General features: G+C 63.8%; 12 protein-coding genes. 5 read left to right on the forward strand and 7 right to left on the reverse strand.

Going from position 1 to position 14,377, the window contains the following annotated elements:
• Positions 1 to 64 precede the first annotated feature (64 nt).
• Entirely contained in the window at positions 65 to 976 is a 912-nt protein-coding gene (locus N5A93_RS08290; protein ID WP_268954619.1) for an MBL fold metallo-hydrolase, read from the reverse strand.
• Positions 977 to 1,016: 40 nt separating this feature from the next.
• Between N5A93_RS08290 and N5A93_RS08295 the strand changes: the two genes are divergently transcribed.
• Positions 1,017 to 2,321 (forward strand): ATP-binding protein, encoded by a 1,305-nt coding sequence (locus N5A93_RS08295; RefSeq protein WP_268954620.1) that lies wholly within the window; start codon positions 1,017 to 1,019, stop codon positions 2,319 to 2,321.
• A 10-nt stretch (positions 2,322 to 2,331) separates the two neighbouring features.
• Here N5A93_RS08295 and N5A93_RS08300 read toward each other — a convergent pair whose 3' ends face one another.
• Positions 2,332 to 2,931, reverse strand: coding sequence for a nucleotidyltransferase family protein (locus N5A93_RS08300; protein ID WP_268954621.1), 600 nt, complete (start codon positions 2,929 to 2,931; stop codon positions 2,332 to 2,334).
• A gap of 107 nt (positions 2,932 to 3,038) precedes the next feature.
• The gene (locus N5A93_RS08305; RefSeq protein ID WP_268954622.1) at positions 3,039 to 5,456 is read right to left on the reverse strand and encodes a GcvT family protein; all 2,418 of its coding nucleotides are present in this window, start codon (positions 5,454 to 5,456) and stop codon (positions 3,039 to 3,041) included.
• Between the two features lie 290 nt (positions 5,457 to 5,746).
• Here N5A93_RS08305 and N5A93_RS08310 point away from each other — a divergent pair, with 290 nt between their 5' ends.
• Positions 5,747 to 8,176, forward strand: a complete 2,430-nt coding sequence (locus N5A93_RS08310) for a GcvT family protein (RefSeq protein ID WP_268954623.1) — start codon at positions 5,747 to 5,749, stop codon at positions 8,174 to 8,176.
• 88 nt (positions 8,177 to 8,264) lie between these two features.
• Here N5A93_RS08310 and N5A93_RS08315 read toward each other — a convergent pair whose 3' ends face one another.
• Positions 8,265 to 9,572, reverse strand: coding sequence for an HlyC/CorC family transporter (locus tag N5A93_RS08315; RefSeq protein ID WP_268954624.1), 1,308 nt, complete (start codon positions 9,570 to 9,572; stop codon positions 8,265 to 8,267).
• A 164-nt stretch (positions 9,573 to 9,736) separates the two neighbouring features.
• Between N5A93_RS08315 and N5A93_RS08320 the strand changes: the two genes are divergently transcribed.
• On the forward strand, positions 9,737 to 9,895 hold the full coding sequence (locus tag N5A93_RS08320) for a hypothetical protein (RefSeq protein ID WP_268954625.1): 159 nt from the start codon (positions 9,737 to 9,739) through the stop codon (positions 9,893 to 9,895).
• 5 nt (positions 9,896 to 9,900) lie between these two features.
• On the opposite strand, the gene N5A93_RS08325 is transcribed toward N5A93_RS08320, so the two are convergent.
• The 3 genes from N5A93_RS08325 to N5A93_RS08335 are packed head-to-tail and all read right to left on the reverse strand — an operon-like array spanning position 9,901 to position 12,528.
• Positions 9,901 to 10,860: a site-specific tyrosine recombinase XerD gene (locus N5A93_RS08325; protein ID WP_268954626.1), complete on the reverse strand. Its 960-nt coding sequence runs from the start codon at positions 10,858 to 10,860 to the stop codon at positions 9,901 to 9,903.
• A complete protein-coding gene (locus N5A93_RS08330) occupies positions 10,857 to 12,392 on the reverse strand; it encodes a hypothetical protein (RefSeq protein ID WP_268954627.1) in 1,536 nt (511 codons plus the stop codon). Before N5A93_RS08330 ends, N5A93_RS08325 begins: the two co-directional genes overlap by 4 nt.
• Positions 12,379 to 12,528 (reverse strand): hypothetical protein, encoded by a 150-nt coding sequence (locus N5A93_RS08335; protein WP_268954628.1) that lies wholly within the window; start codon positions 12,526 to 12,528, stop codon positions 12,379 to 12,381. The genes N5A93_RS08330 and N5A93_RS08335 overlap by 14 nt, the downstream gene beginning before the upstream one ends.
• Before the next feature lie 90 nt (positions 12,529 to 12,618).
• Here N5A93_RS08335 and N5A93_RS08340 point away from each other — a divergent pair, with 90 nt between their 5' ends.
• Both N5A93_RS08340 and aroB read left to right on the forward strand, forming a co-directional pair.
• On the forward strand, positions 12,619 to 13,200 hold the full coding sequence (locus N5A93_RS08340) for a shikimate kinase (protein ID WP_268954680.1): 582 nt from the start codon (positions 12,619 to 12,621) through the stop codon (positions 13,198 to 13,200).
• On the forward strand, positions 13,197 to 14,312 hold the full coding sequence (aroB, locus tag N5A93_RS08345) for a 3-dehydroquinate synthase (RefSeq protein WP_268954629.1): 1,116 nt from the start codon (positions 13,197 to 13,199) through the stop codon (positions 14,310 to 14,312). The genes N5A93_RS08340 and aroB overlap by 4 nt, the downstream gene beginning before the upstream one ends.
• The last annotated feature ends 65 nt before the right edge of the window (positions 14,313 to 14,377 follow it).

Genomic DNA, 14,377 nt, shown 5'->3' on the forward strand with positions numbered 1-14,377 from the left:
GCAACAGCCTTGGGCGGCGTCCAGAGGGATTGTTACATATTTTCCGTGTCGCGCGCCGTGCTGCTCAGACCGTCGAAAAACGTGCGCGTGAAGAGAGGGGATCGATGGGGGCGGCGAGAGTTTGTCCCATGAGATCAATAAGGTGGGCAAGGACGTTGCGGGTCGCGGCGGGCATCAGAGATGTGGGCGTGTCGCTATAGATTCGATCCGCCAGCGCCTGCGCCGTCGCGGGGCCTGAGCGGAGTTCCTTCAGGATCGCCGCCTCGCGCGAGCGGCGGTGCGCGATCAGCCAGTCGAGCCGCGCCAGCGGGTCTTCGATCGGTGCGCCGTGCCCGGAATGGAAAATCTGTGCGCCGACACTTTTCAGGCGCTGGCAGGAGGCCATGAAATCTGTCAGGTCGCCGTCGGGGGGCGAGACGAGCGAACTGGCCCAGCCCATCACCAGATCACCTGAAAAGATCGCGTCACGGGATTGAAAACAGAGATGGTTGCCCAGGTGCCCCGGCGTCCAGAGAGCGGTGATGCGCCAACCCGCTCCTTCGACGGACTCGCCATCCGCCAGTCGGATATCGGGGCGAAAGCCGTGGTCTATCCCTTCGCCGCCATCGCCAAGACCGCTGGCCGCAAGGCGCTTCATCACGGCGCTGCGCCCGTCCTGCGCGCCGCCATAGGCATGGACCCTAGCGCCGGTCTCCTCCGCCAACCGCGCTGCCAGTGGCGAATGGTCGAGATGGGCGTGGGTGACGAGGATATGGGTGATCCGCTGGCTTGGCTTCACGGCGCCAAGGATCGCCGACAGATGTGCCTCATCCGCCGGTCCCGGATCAATCACCGCAAGACCGGATTCTCCCAGCAGATAGGTGTTGGTACCGCGAAAGGTCATCGGCGAAGGGTTGGGCGCCAGGATGCGGCGGATTCCATCGCCCAGATCCTCGGCTATGCCCACCGGCGGGTCGAAATCGCTCTGCAGCATCATCGGGCTTCCTTCCTTCGCGGTGCGCGTCTAGTTTCGGCGCATGTCGTTCAGTTGGCTCAAATCATATACGCCACGTGGCCTTTACGGGCGGGCAGCGCTGATCCTGCTCTTGCCGGTTGTCAGCCTGTTCCTGGTGATGGCGGTGGTGTTTCTCCAGCGCCACTTCGAGGGTGTTACCACGCAGATGACCCGCGTCGCCAGCCGAGAGGTTGCGGTATTGCGCGCGAGCGGGCTGTCAGCCGAGGAGACGGGCAATACACCGCTGGCCCGATCACTGGGGATTGATATCCGCGCGGTGCCTGTCGAGGCGCTGCCCGAGGGCAACCAGCGACGTTGGTATGACCTGACCGGGATCGTCGTGATCCGTGAGTTTCAGGCGCTGATCCCAGGGCTGTGGGCGGTGGACCTGCCGGATGACCGTGTGGTGCGGCTTTTCCTTCAGCAGGCCGATGGGATCTGGCAGATGGAATTCGACCGGGTCCGGGTGTCGCCCAAGAACGCGCACCAGATCTTCGTGAACATGGTTTTCTTCGGCGTTCTGATGACGGTGATCGCCTATTTCTATCTGCGCAACCAGCTGCGCCCGATCACCCGGCTGGCGCGCGCCGCCGAAGCTTTTGGCCGGGGCCGTCATGAACCCTACCGCCCTGCGGGCGCGATAGAGGTGCGCGCGGCCGGAAATGCGTTCCTGGACATGCGCGCGCGGATCGAGCGCCAGATCGAGCAGCGCACGCTGATGCTGTCGGGCGTCAGCCATGATCTGCGCACGCCGCTGACGCGGCTGAAGCTGGGTCTTTCCATGCTGGATCATGAGGATCGCATTCCCATGGAGCAGGACGTGGCGGACATGGAACGCCTGCTTGACGAATTCCTGGCTTTTGCGCGCGGCGCGCAGGAGGGGGCGCCGGTGGCGCTCGACCCTGTGGCGCTGGTCGAGCGGATCGTCGAAGACTGCCAGCGCGCCGATATTTCGGCGGAGCTTGTCGAGGTGAAGGGGGAGGGGTTGGTGCCGCTGCGCGAGGGTGGTATCCGGCGCGCCATCGAGAACCTGATCAACAACGCGGTGCGTTATGGCAGCAGGGCCGAATTGTCGCTGTTGTTGACCGATCGCGCGCTGCGAATCCGGGTCGAGGATGACGGGCCGGGTATCCCGGCGGCACGGCGCGAAGAGGCGTTGAAGCCCTTTGCCCGGCTGGAACCGGCGCGCAACCAGAACCGGGGCACCGGGGTCGGCTTGGGCCTGTCGATTGCGATGGACATCGCGCGGGCGCATGGCGGGACGCTGCGCCTCGGTGAAAGCCAGCGTCTTGGCGGTTTGCGCGCCGATATCGTGATCGGTCGCTGAGCACGGCGTGTCAGCGCCGGTTGTGCTTACGCCATTCGGCCCAGGCCTCGGGTGTGTCGAGGTCCATTGTAGCGCGCTGGCCGGGCAGGGGCAGTGTGAGGACCTTTTCCTGCGCGAGAACGGCGCGCGCGCCCTGATCGCCCGATAGGTGCGTCAGCGCCCCGAACAGCCGCGCCGGAAAGATCACCGGATGTCCGGCCTGCCCGCTCAGGTCGGTGGCGCGGATCGGGTGCGCGGGATCATGACGGAACATGGCCAGGAGGCGTTCAAGATCGCCGGTTTCGAGATCGGGCAGATCTGCGAGTAAAACCATCAATCCCATTGCGCTTTGCCCCTGTGCCCATGCCGCGCCGGCGCGAAGCGAGGCCGCGATCCCTTCGGCGGCGTCGGGCAATTCAATGCGCTCTGGCGAGCCGGATGTCGAAAGTGCCGTGTGACGTGCCTTGTCGCGCAGGCGCAGTGTGACCAGAACCGCACAACCCGTCGCCTCGGCCACCCGAACCTGACGTGCCAGCAAAGGCAGCCCGTCGACCGGTTCGAGCAGCTTGTCGCGCCCACGCATGCGCGTCGCGTCCCCGGCGGCGGGTATCAGGATGACGATATCGTTCATTGCGCCTCCGGTCGCACGGTGGCCCGGCACCTGTCGGTCAAGGCAAACGATACCTCCGCCAGCGCCTGTGGGCCAGCTGGAAAACCCTGCTCCATCGCGATAGGGGTTCAGCCGCGCATACGGGCGCCATCGGCGTCGAAAAGCGGTGTCGTGATCAGGCGGGCGGGGCGCATTTCGCCGAGGATCTCGATCTGCGCCTCAAGCCCCGGCTGGACCAACTCGGATGCGATCAGTGCCAGGGCGATGGATTTCCCGGCATGGTGCGAATAGCCACCCGAGGTACAGAAACCCTGTACCGCGCCGTCGATCCAGACCGGCTCATAGGCGTTCACATCTGTACCCCCGGCAGTGACTTCGAAAGCGGCGAGGCGACGCGCGGGACCCGCGTGGCGTTCGGCCTCGGCGGCGGCGCGACCGATGAAATCGGCATCCTTGGAAAAGCGGATGAACCTGTCGAGCCCGGTTTCGGCCGGGGTGTAATCGGGGCCGTATTCATGCAGCCAGGCCCCGAAGAACTTGTCGAGCCGCAGCGACATCATCGCGCGCATGCCAAAGGGTTCCATCCTGTATGACCGGCCTTCGCGCCAGAGTACGTCCCACAAGCTGCGCTGCGCCATCGGATCGCAATAGATCTCATAGCCCAGATCGCCGGTGAAGCTGACGCGTTGAATCAGGCAATCGACCATGCCGACATTGGCCCGCATGAGCCCCATGAACCGCAGGCCCGCCATATCTGCATCAGTGCAGGCGGCCAGCACATCGCGCGCCTTCGGCCCTGCGATCTGAAAGCCGGTCAGCCGGTCCGAGATGTTCTCGACCGTCACGCCAGCCTGCGCGTTCTGTTCGAACCAGCGCATGTGATACCCCTGCGCGCCGTAGGATGCGGTGAGTTGAAACGTCGTCTCATCGCGGCAGGCAACGGTGAAATCGCCGATGATGCGTCCCTTGGGGCTGAGCATCGGGTTGAGCGCCAGCCGACCGGGTTGAGGGATCGTACCGGCCATGATCCGGTCAAGCCAAGCCCGCGCCGAAGCACCGCGCACGAGGTATTTGCCGAAATTCTGTACTTCGTTGATGCCCACGGCCTCGCGCACGGCTCGCACTTCGCGGGCGGTGGCCGCAAAGGCGTTAGAGCGGCGAAAGCTGGGGGTTTCGAAACGCGGCTCCTCGCCTTTGGCGAAGTAGTTCGGCACTTCCAGCCCGTATTGATGCCCCCAGACCGCGCCAAGCTGATCGAAGAGGTCATACATCGGCGTTCGCCGGAACGGTCGTGCCGCAGGCAACTCTTCGTTCGGGTAGGAAACCGAGAACCGCTTCTGATAGTTCTCGATCACCTTGGGGCGGGTATAGCCGGGGGTGATCCAATCGCCATAGCGCGCCACGTCCATGGCGCTTACATCGCGCTCGCACTCGCCAGCCGTCATCCATTGCGCCAGCATCAGCCCGACGCCGCCACCCTGGCTGAACCCGGCCATCACGGCGCAGGCGGACCAGTAATTGCGCAAGCCCGGCACCGGCCCGACCAGCGGGTTGCCGTCCGGCGCGAAGGTGAAGGGGCCGTGGATCACCGATTTCACGCCCGCGCGTCCAAGGGCGGGGAAGCGGCGATAGGCGAATTCGATACTGTCCTCGATCTTGTCGAAATCGTCGGGTAGCAACTCATGACCGAAATCCCAAGGCGTGCCGTTAACTGCCCAGGGGCGGCAGGGCTGTTCGTAAAACCCGATGCAGAGTCCGCGGCCTTCCTGACGCAGATAGCTTTCGCCCGCCGGGTCCATCACATGGGGGTGCTCGCCCCCGGCGTCGATGATCGTGGCGATCTCGGGCACGTCGCCGGTCACGATATACTGGTGTTCCATCGGATGCAGGGGCAGGTAGATCGCCGCCATCGACGCCACCTCGCGCGCCCATAGCCCTGCGGCATTGACCAGATGCTCGGCGTGGATCGTGCCCTTGGCCGTGACCACGTCCCAGGTGCCGTCGGGGCGCTGATTGGTTTCATGGACATGGCAGTTGGTCTCGATCACCGCCCCGGCCATGCGCGCGGCCTTGGCATAGGCATGGGTCGTGCCCGAGGGGTCGAGATGCCCGTCAAGCGGGTCATAGAGCCCACCCAGGATGCCTTCGGTATTGGTGACCGGTGCGATCATGGCGATGTCTTCGGGTGTCACGATCTCGGTTTCCAGCCCCATGTAGCGGTGCTTGGCGCGTTCGGCCAGCAGCATGTCGAAGCGGTCGCGATTGTCGGCGAGGGTCACGCCGCCCACGTGATGCAGCCCGCAGGAGAGGCCAGTGATCTCTTCGAGTTCCTGGTAAAGCTTAATCGTGTAGCCTTGCAGGGCCGCCATGTTGGTGTCGCCATTGAGCGTATGAAATCCTCCCGCCGCATGCCAGGTGCTGCCGCTGGTCAGTTCCGAGCGCTCGATCAGCATGACATCCGACCAGCCAAGCTTGGTCAGGTGGTAAAGAACGCTGCATCCGACAACGCCGCCCCCGATCACGGCAACACGGGTGGTGGTTTTCATGGGCGTCTCCTGCATCTAGTCCGACCGTTTCAAACTGAGGTGGCGCAGTCGGGCGGGCATGTCGGAAAGCGACAGCTTTTGTCGCAACCGTGCAGGGCGGACCGGTTGCGCGGCGGCGAATTTCTGGTTCGCTCAAACCCTTGGGACGGCGCTCGCTGCCGCAAAGCGAAAAATACTGTCGTAAACCGTAAGGACATTTGCCGCCTTGCATCCAATGATGACGGGACGCGACGACCCCGGCGCGCGCTCAAGCGCGCGGGGGGGAGGCGACAACAGTCAAGGGACCGGAAATGAAAACCCATGCACAGGCCGTTGTGATCGGCGGGGGCGTCATCGGATGCTCGATCCTCTATCACCTGACCAAACTGGGCTGGAGCGATGTCGTTCTGCTGGAGCGCAACGAGTTGACATCGGGATCGACCTGGCATGCGGCGGCCAATATCCACGGCTTGCATGACAGCGCCAATATCTCGCGGCTACAGCATTACACGATGTCGCTCTATAAACAGCTCGAAGAGGAGACCGGCCAGTCCTGTGGGGTGTTTCAGCCGGGCAGTCTCTATCTGGCGCAGACCGAGGCGCGTGAACACCAGCTGCGCCTGCAGGAGGCCAAGGCGCAGCTCTACGGGATGAATTTCAGCGAAATCAGCCGCGGACGCGCCGAAGAGCTGCATCCGCTGGTGAATTTTGATGGCATCCGCTGCATCATGTGGGAGCCCGAGGGCGGCAATGTGGACCCCTCGGGCGTGACCAATGCCTATGCCGTGGGCGCGCGTCAGCGCGGCGCCGAAATCCATCGCTTCACGCCGGTCACGGCGACGACGCAAAAGCCCGATGGCAGCTGGATCGTGGAAACGCCCAAGGGCGAAATCGAGACCCGTTGGGTCATCAACGCGGCGGGTCTTTGGGGGCGCGAGGTGGCGAAACTCGCGGGGATCGAAATGCCGCTGCAGCCTACCGAACACCAGTATTTCGTGACCGAGACCATCGCCGAGATCGACGGGATGGACCGCCGCCTGCCTTCAGTGGCCGACCGCGACGGGGAGTATTACCTGCGTCAGGAAGGCAAGGGCCTGCTGATCGGTGCCTATGAGCGCGATATGCGGTTCTGGGCGGAGGACGGCACGCCGCTTGATTTCGCGCATGATCTCTTTCCCGACGACCTGGAACGGATCATGGAAAACGTCATGCGCGCGATGGACCGCGTGCCGGTTGCCGCCGAGGCCGGGATCAAGCGTGTGATCAACGGGCCGATGATCTGGTCCCCCGATTCCAACGTGATCCTTGGGCCGGTGCCCGAATTGAAGAACTATTTCATGTGCGGCGGTATCATTCCCGGCTTCAGCCAATCCGCCGGGATGGGTCTGATGGCGGCGCAGTGGATTGTCGAGGGCGAGATGCAATATGACATGTTCGCCTGGGATCTGGCGCGGTTCGGCCAATGGGCCAATGACCGCGATTTCGTCAAGGCCAAGGTCGAGGATGTCTATGCGCATCGCTTCGCCATTCATTATCCCAACGAAGAGCGCGAAGCGGGCCGCCCGCTGCGCACGCGCCCGGTCTATGGCATGCAAAAGGAGATTGGCGCGGTGTTCGGCCTGAACTACGGCTGGGAGCATCCCCAATGGTTCGCCGATGAACCCGGCAGCGAGGACACGAACGGCTTCACCCGCCAGAACTGGTGGGGGCCGGTTGGCGAGGAATGCCGCATGCTGCGCGAACGCGCGGGCATCATCGACATCTCGAATTTCGCTAAATACAGGGTCAAGGGGCCGGGGGCGGAGAATTGGCTGAACGCGGTTTTCGCCAACAACATGCCCAAATCCGTGGGCCGCTCGTGCCTCACGCCGCTGATTTCGGTGCGCGGCGGAATCGCGGGTGACGCCACGGTGACGCGTGTCGCCGAGGATGAATTCTGGGTCATCAGTTCAGGCATGGCCGAGCGCTATCACAAGCGCTTCTTCGACATGGTGCCATTGCCCGAGGACACCAGTTTCGAATCCCGGACCGAACGGATGTGCGGCTTCAACGTGGCCGGGCCGAAGTCGCGCGAGCTGTTGGCGCGGCTGACGAATGCCTCGCTTGCCACCGAAGACTTTCCCTTCATGCGCTCGCAGCGCATCGAGTTGGCGGGGGTCGATTGCCTGGCGCTGCGGGTCAGTTTCACCGGCGACCTGGGCTGGGAGCTGCATTGCGCGACCGAAGACCAGGCGCAGCTTTATGCAGCGTTGCTGGAAGCGGGAAAGCCTCTCGGCGCGGGCCCGGTGGGCGCGCGTGCGCTGATGTCGATGCGCATCGAGAAGGGCTACGGTTCCTGGTCACGCGAATACAGCCCCGAATACTGGCCCCATGAGGTGGGGCTTGCCGGGTTGTGCAAGATGGGCAAGGATTTCCTGCACAAATCCGCGCTGGAAGAGGTGCTGGAGAAGACCCCGCGCGAGGATCTGGTGCTGATCCATATCGATGAGGCGGCGGTCGCGGCTTCGAATGCGGATGCCACAGGCGGCGAGCCGATCTTGTGCAAGGGCAAGCCCGTGGGTCGCGTGACCTCGGGCACCTATGGTTACAGCGTCGGCATGAGCCTTGCGCTTGGCTATGTGCGCCACGGCGCGGCGACGCCGGGCGACGCGGTTGAGGTGATGGTGCTTGGCCAGCCTCACAAGGCCCGCATCCTGCACGCGCCGCCATTTGATCCCAAGGGCGAAAAACTGCGGGCGTGATTTTCCGCGGCAAGGCCGGGGGGCCAGCCCCCCGGACCCCCCGAGGTATTTGAAGCCAGATGAAGGGGGGCGGCGCGCAGAGGGTTCGTCAGATCTTGCGGATCTTGAGGCGGGTGATCCGATTGTCGGCCTTGGCGACGACCTCGAAGCGGAAGCCGTGGAAGTTGAACACCTGGTTCACGTCCGGGATCATTTGCGCCTCGTGGATCACGAGACCGGCGATGGTGTTGGCCTCGTCGTCGGGCAGGTTCCAGTCGGTCGCGCGGTTGAGATCGCGGATAGTCATGGCGCCATCGACGAGGAACTGGTTGTCCTCGCTCTTGCGGATCGGATGATCGGCGTCGGGGTCGAATTCATCTGTGATCTCGCCGACGATTTCCTCGAGAATGTCCTCGAGCGTGATCAGCCCTTCGAGCGTGCCGTATTCATCCACCACCAGCGCGAAATGGCTGCGCATTCGAAGGAACTGGCGCATCTGGTCATCCAGCGTGGTCGTTTCGGGCACGAAATAGGGCTTCATCGCCACATCACAGATATCAAAGGACTTCAGCGCGTCGCGCGACAGCTCGTCGACCGTGACGAGCTTGTGCATGGCGCGCAGAAGGTCCTTGGCATGAACGATGCCGATGATGTTGTCGGGGTCGTCGCGATAGATCGGCAGGCGCGTGTAATTGGATTGCAGGCACTGGTTGAGGATGGTCTCGGGATCGTCCTCGGCATTGATCATCTCGATCTGGCTGCGGTGGAGCATGATCTCCTCGACCGCGCGCTCGCCGAGGTCCAGGGCACCGAGAATGCGGTCGCGATCCTCTTTTTCGACCACGCCTTCGGAATGGCCGAGATAGAGCGCGCCGGCGATCTCCTCACGCACTGCGAGGATATGGCTGTCGGGATCGGTCTTGACTCCGAAGACCCGCAACACGCCGCGCACCAGCCAGCGCACCGCCGAGACGATCGGCGAGAAAGCATTGACCGCGACACCGATCGTCGGGGCGACGCGCGCTGCGGCGGCCTCGGCATTGGTGATGGCGTAAGTCTTGGGCAGCACCTCGGCGAAGATCAGCACGAGAAGCGTCATCACGAGCGTCGCCAGTGCCACGCCGGATTCGCCAAAGAGGCGGGTGAACATGGCCGTCGCCAGCGAGGCGGCGAGGATGTTCACAAGGTTGTTGCCCAGCAGAACCGACCCGATCAGACGCTCGTTATCCTCGGTGATCTGGAGCGCGCGCGCGGCGCCAGTTTCGCCCTTGTCGGCACGCGCACGCAGTTTACCGCGCGAGGCGGCGGTCAGCGCGGTTTCGCTGCCTGAAAAGAAGGCAGACAGCACCAGCAGGGTGATGATCGAGACCGAGGTGATCCAGAAAGCGGCATCAAGTGTTGGCGAGGTAGGTTCCATGGAGTGCGGCATCCTTATATCCAAGAGGCGTTATGGGCTGTGCCGAGGTTGCGATCAAGGAGGAATGGGTGTGAGCCCGGGTGTGAATCTGCGTGATACTCGGAGTATTGGACGGCCCGGTGCCGATCTTTGGCTGCCCCCCCCTTTGAAGCTGCATCCGACGCGTGCCCAATGATGGCGTGCCGGAGGACCGCTTTGCGGTGCTGAGCGGCGCAGAGGTCTCGATCGGACGTCTGCGGTATGGTCATGCGGGCGCGCGCTGTGCGATGCGGGCGGCGAGGCTGAGCCATGGCCATGACGATGCGCTTATGGGCGTCTACTGACCCTCTCAGGAGGTCTTGCCGCCCGCATTGCGCCGCGCCGCCCGTGCCAGCGGATGATGATCTTGCACGAGATCGCGCAGGCGCTGTTCCAGAACATGTGTATAGATTTCCGTGGTCGCGAGGTCGGCATGGCCCAGAAGCGTCTGGATCGAGCGCAGATCGGCGCCATTGGCCAGAAGGTGGGTCGCAAAGGCATGGCGCAGCGTATGCGGGGTGACCTTGGCCGGTGAGACGCCCGCCGCGACCGCGATATCCTTGATCAGGATGTAGAAACGGTGTCGCGTCAGGTGCCCGGCCTTGCCCGAGGAGGGAAAGAGATGCGGTGATGCGGCCTTGCCACGCTTACGCGCGGCGTCCTCCTGCGCGTTGCGGCGCGCCAGCCAGCCCGCCAGCGCGATACGGGCATCGTGTGACAGGGGCACCATGCGTTCCTTGCCGCCCTTGCCGCTGATCAGCAACATGCGCGGGTCTCCGCGCGCCGCCGACACGGGCAGCGCGACCAGTTCGCTGACCCGCATGCCGGTGGCATAGAGCAACTCCATCAGGCAGGTATTGCGCAGGCGGGCTGCGTCATTGCGCCCATGGTTGCGGGCGGCGGCAAGCAGGCTGTCCACCTCGGCTTCGCTGAGGGTCCTGGGCAGTTTGTGATCGCGCCCCGGCCCCTTGATGCGGATCGCGGGGTTGTCCGTGCGCAGGCGCTCCTCGAAGGCGAAACGAAAGAGCTGCTTGATCGCCGAAAGCCGCCGTGCACGGGTCGCGCGTGCCAGCCCCTGCGCGTCGCAATGCACGAGATAGGCTTCGATGTCATGCTGGTCGGCGGTATCGGCCTGCAGGGCGTTGGCGCCAAGCCAGTCGTCGAAATCGCGCAGGTCACGGGCGTAGGCTTCGAGCGTGTTGCGTGCTGACCCGAGTTCGGCTGCCTGTGCTTCGAGAAAGGCGGAAATCCAGTGGCGCGCCGGGGTCATGTCCCGCGTTCCAGGATGAGCAGCTGCAAACCCGCGCGCCGGGCGGTGTCTTCCAGCCCGACCGCACGCAGGGTGGCGAGCGACTTTGAGATATCGTCAAAGCCGCGCGGTCCCGCCTCATCCAGTTGCAGGGCCGCCGTGAGGATCGCCTGTCCAAGCTTGCCGCTGTTGAGCATTCCCGCATGGGTGCGTGCCGGGCCTTTGCCATCAAAGGCGCGGGCGATAGCCTCCTTGAGCGGCGTGTCGGCAAGATCGGCAGGTGGTGCGCCCCGCGCCAAACCGGCCAGGAAGGCCTCGGCGGGGTCGTCGGGATTGGCGGCTTGCGCGGCTGTCTCGTAGTCCGGCGAGAGCAGCGCGATACGCAGCGCAAGGGCGCGCGCGGGCGCGGACAGGCCGCTGAGCGCAGCGAGATCCTTGCCGTAAAGCTCGGCAAAGCTGACGCTCAGCCTTTGCTCGCGCATCTTGCGCCAGACGTCAGGCAGGGCGTTGGCGATGGCGTCGCGACTGCCACGCGCAAGGGCCTGATCGAAGGCCTGTATCGCTGCGACCCTGTCCCACACGCCGCCGGATGCCGCGGGGCTGCGTTCGGTATAGAGACCTGACAGGCGGTTGGGAGGTAATGCGCCGGTCCGCGTGAGGCGCTCGGCCGCCTCGATCCGGGCTCTCCATCCGCTTGAGGGGCGAAGGTCGGCCATCGCGAAGGCACGGGGCAGACCCTGTGTGGACAGGGGCTCGCCGATGGATTCGTAAAGCCGGAACAGAAGCGGTGTCATGTCGCTTGGCGAGGTCCGCGAATGGGATTCTCCAACCATTTCGGGATCCAGGAACTGCGCCAGAAGGTCGGCCTCGGTGGCGCTCAGAAGGTCGAGCGCACGAGCCGTTTCATAGAGCAGCGCCGCGGTCTGCCAGTCGCCCGCACGCGCCGTGCAGAAAATGCGCGCGCCATAGCGTTGGCTCAGTGGCGGCGTATCGGCAAGCGCCTTGCAGGCAGCGTTCTCGGTGCCCGCCAGAAGCGACAGATCAAGCCAGCGGTCGAACAGCGCAGGGTTTGCCGGACCTGCGCGCTCGATCAGGGCAAGGGCTGGATCGACGGCGCCGAAAGACTCCAGCGCGGTCAGCCGCGCCTTGAGGAAATCCGCGCCTGCGCCTGCATCTGCCGGGGCCTCCGCCTCGGCAAGAAGCAGCGTGTAATAAAGCGCCTGTATCGCCGGCAGGGGCTCGGGCGAAAGACGCGCGAACTGGGCCATCACGGCGCGCTCCGTGCTGGCCTGCCAGAGTGACACCGGCAATCCGGTCACGTCCGAAGGCAGAAGGCCGACCGAGTCCCTGCGTGCCGATCCAAGCGGCATCACGGCGACTTGAGGTGTGTCGACACCCTCGCTCACGGACATGTCGTCCAACGGCATGACCCGGGGTGCGGCGACGGTGACCGAGACCGGGGCATCAAGCCACTCGATCGCCGAAAGGGGCTCCTGCGCGGCGGCGCCGGAGGCGATGAAAATCGAAGCGATGAGCGCGTCAGTCTGTCTCAAGTATGATTTCCTGGCGAATCTCATTCGTCGGGGGCGAGAAGTCCGCCCCGAAAAACGGCCCTATATAAGCATAGCCCACAAGCCCGATGAACGCCAGAATGGCGAGGTATAACAGCCATTTGATCAATCGAAACATGGTGGGCCTGCCTCATTCGCTCCGGATTTTTGCATGTTTATAACTGGCCTTTCTGGCAAGATCACGTCATTCAGTGCGAACGCGCGAAATTTGGGCAGGGGAGCGCCGAAGGTGATTGCGCAGGAACAGTGGAAGCTGAAGAAAACCGTGGTGCTTGTCGGAATGATGGGGGCCGGGAAGACGGCCGTCGGCAAGGCGTTGGCCGCAGGGCTCGGGGTGCCGTTCCTGGATTCGGATGCCGAGATCGAACGGGCGGCGAACATGAGCATCGCGGAGATATTCGCGCGTGACGGGGAAGCGTTTTTCCGGGACCGCGAGACCCAGGTGATCGACCGTCTGCTTGATGATGAATGCGGAGTCTTGTCGACCGGCGGGGGCGCGTTTCTGGCGCCGCGCAATCGTGAACTCATCTCTCGTAAGGGCGTTTCGGTCTGGCTGAAGGTCGATCTTCCAATCCTGTGGGGTCGCGTAAAACACAAGGATACCAGACCCTTACTGCGCACAAGTAATCCTTATTCGACGCTACAAGATCTGTTCGAGGCTCGCGTACCTGTCTATGAGCAAGCGGATCTCTGTGTCGAGGCGCGGGCGGATTATTCGATCGAAACCATGGCGGGCAAGGTGCTGGAGGCGCTGGCGAGCCGCGCGGATGTTCTGGAGAAGGTGACATGATGGAAACGGTGCATGTGCCGCTGGATGAGCGGGCCTATGACATACATATCGGCCCCGGCCTGATCGAGCAGGCGGGCGGGCTGATCGCCCCCTTGCTGCACCGCCCGCATGTGGCGATCATCGCCGACGAGCATGTTGCGACCTTGCATGGAGAAACGCTTGTAAACAGCTTGAAAAACAATGGTATTTCGTCGTCTCTCATGACGCTTCCGCAAGGTGAGTCCACCAAATCCTGGCCTCAGTTCGAGCGCGCTGTGGAGTGGCTTCTGGACGAGCGGATCGAGCGACGGGACGTGGTGATCGCCCTTGGTGGCGGGGTGGTCGGGGACCTTGTGGGCTTTGCGGCGGCGGTGCTTCGGCGGGGGGTGCGGTTCGTTCAGGTGCCGACGAGCCTGCTGGCGCAGGTGGACAGCTCGGTTGGCGGCAAGACCGGGATCAACGCACCGCAAGGCAAGAACCTGATCGGCGCGTTTCATCAGCCGAGCCTTGTTCTGGCCGACACGGCGGTTCTGGACAGTCTGACCGAGCGCGATTTCCTGGCCGGTTACGGTGAAGTTGTCAAATATGGACTTCTTGGAGATTCTAATTTCTTTCAATGGCTTGAACGCCACGGGCCATGTCTTGCCGCAGGTGATCGCGCCGCGCGCGTGGCGGCTGTGAAACGGTCGGTCGAGATGAAAGCGGATATCGTCGTGCGGGACGAAAAAGAGATGGGGGATCGGGCGCTTTTGAATTTGGGTCATACATTCTGCCATGCTTTGGAGGCGGCGACGGGGTATTCGGGGCGGCTGTTGCATGGCGAGGGTGTGGCCATCGGATGCGCGCTGGCATTCGAGCTTTCGGCGCGGCTGGGCCTGTGCAGCCAGGAGGAGCCAGGCCGCGTGCGCGCGCATCTTAAGAACATGAAGATGAAGGCTGATCTGTCCGATATTGAGGGAGAATTGCCCGACGCCGACACGCTTCTGAACCTGATGGGACAGGACAAGAAAGTCGTCGCAGGCAAGCTGCATTTCATCCTGGCACGCGGCATCGGGGCGGCGTTCGTGACCTCGGATGTGGACCGGGGCGCGGTGCGCGACCTGCTGGATGACGCGCTGGCGGCGCGGGGCTGAGACAGCGTACAAAACGTCCGTTTTGTACGCCGCTTTTGTACAGGATTCGCCGTCGCGCCCCGGAG

This window comes from Roseovarius salincola (genome assembly GCF_026891095.1).
In the GTDB taxonomy this organism is placed as follows: Bacteria; Pseudomonadota; Alphaproteobacteria; order Rhodobacterales; family Rhodobacteraceae; genus Roseovarius; species Roseovarius salincola.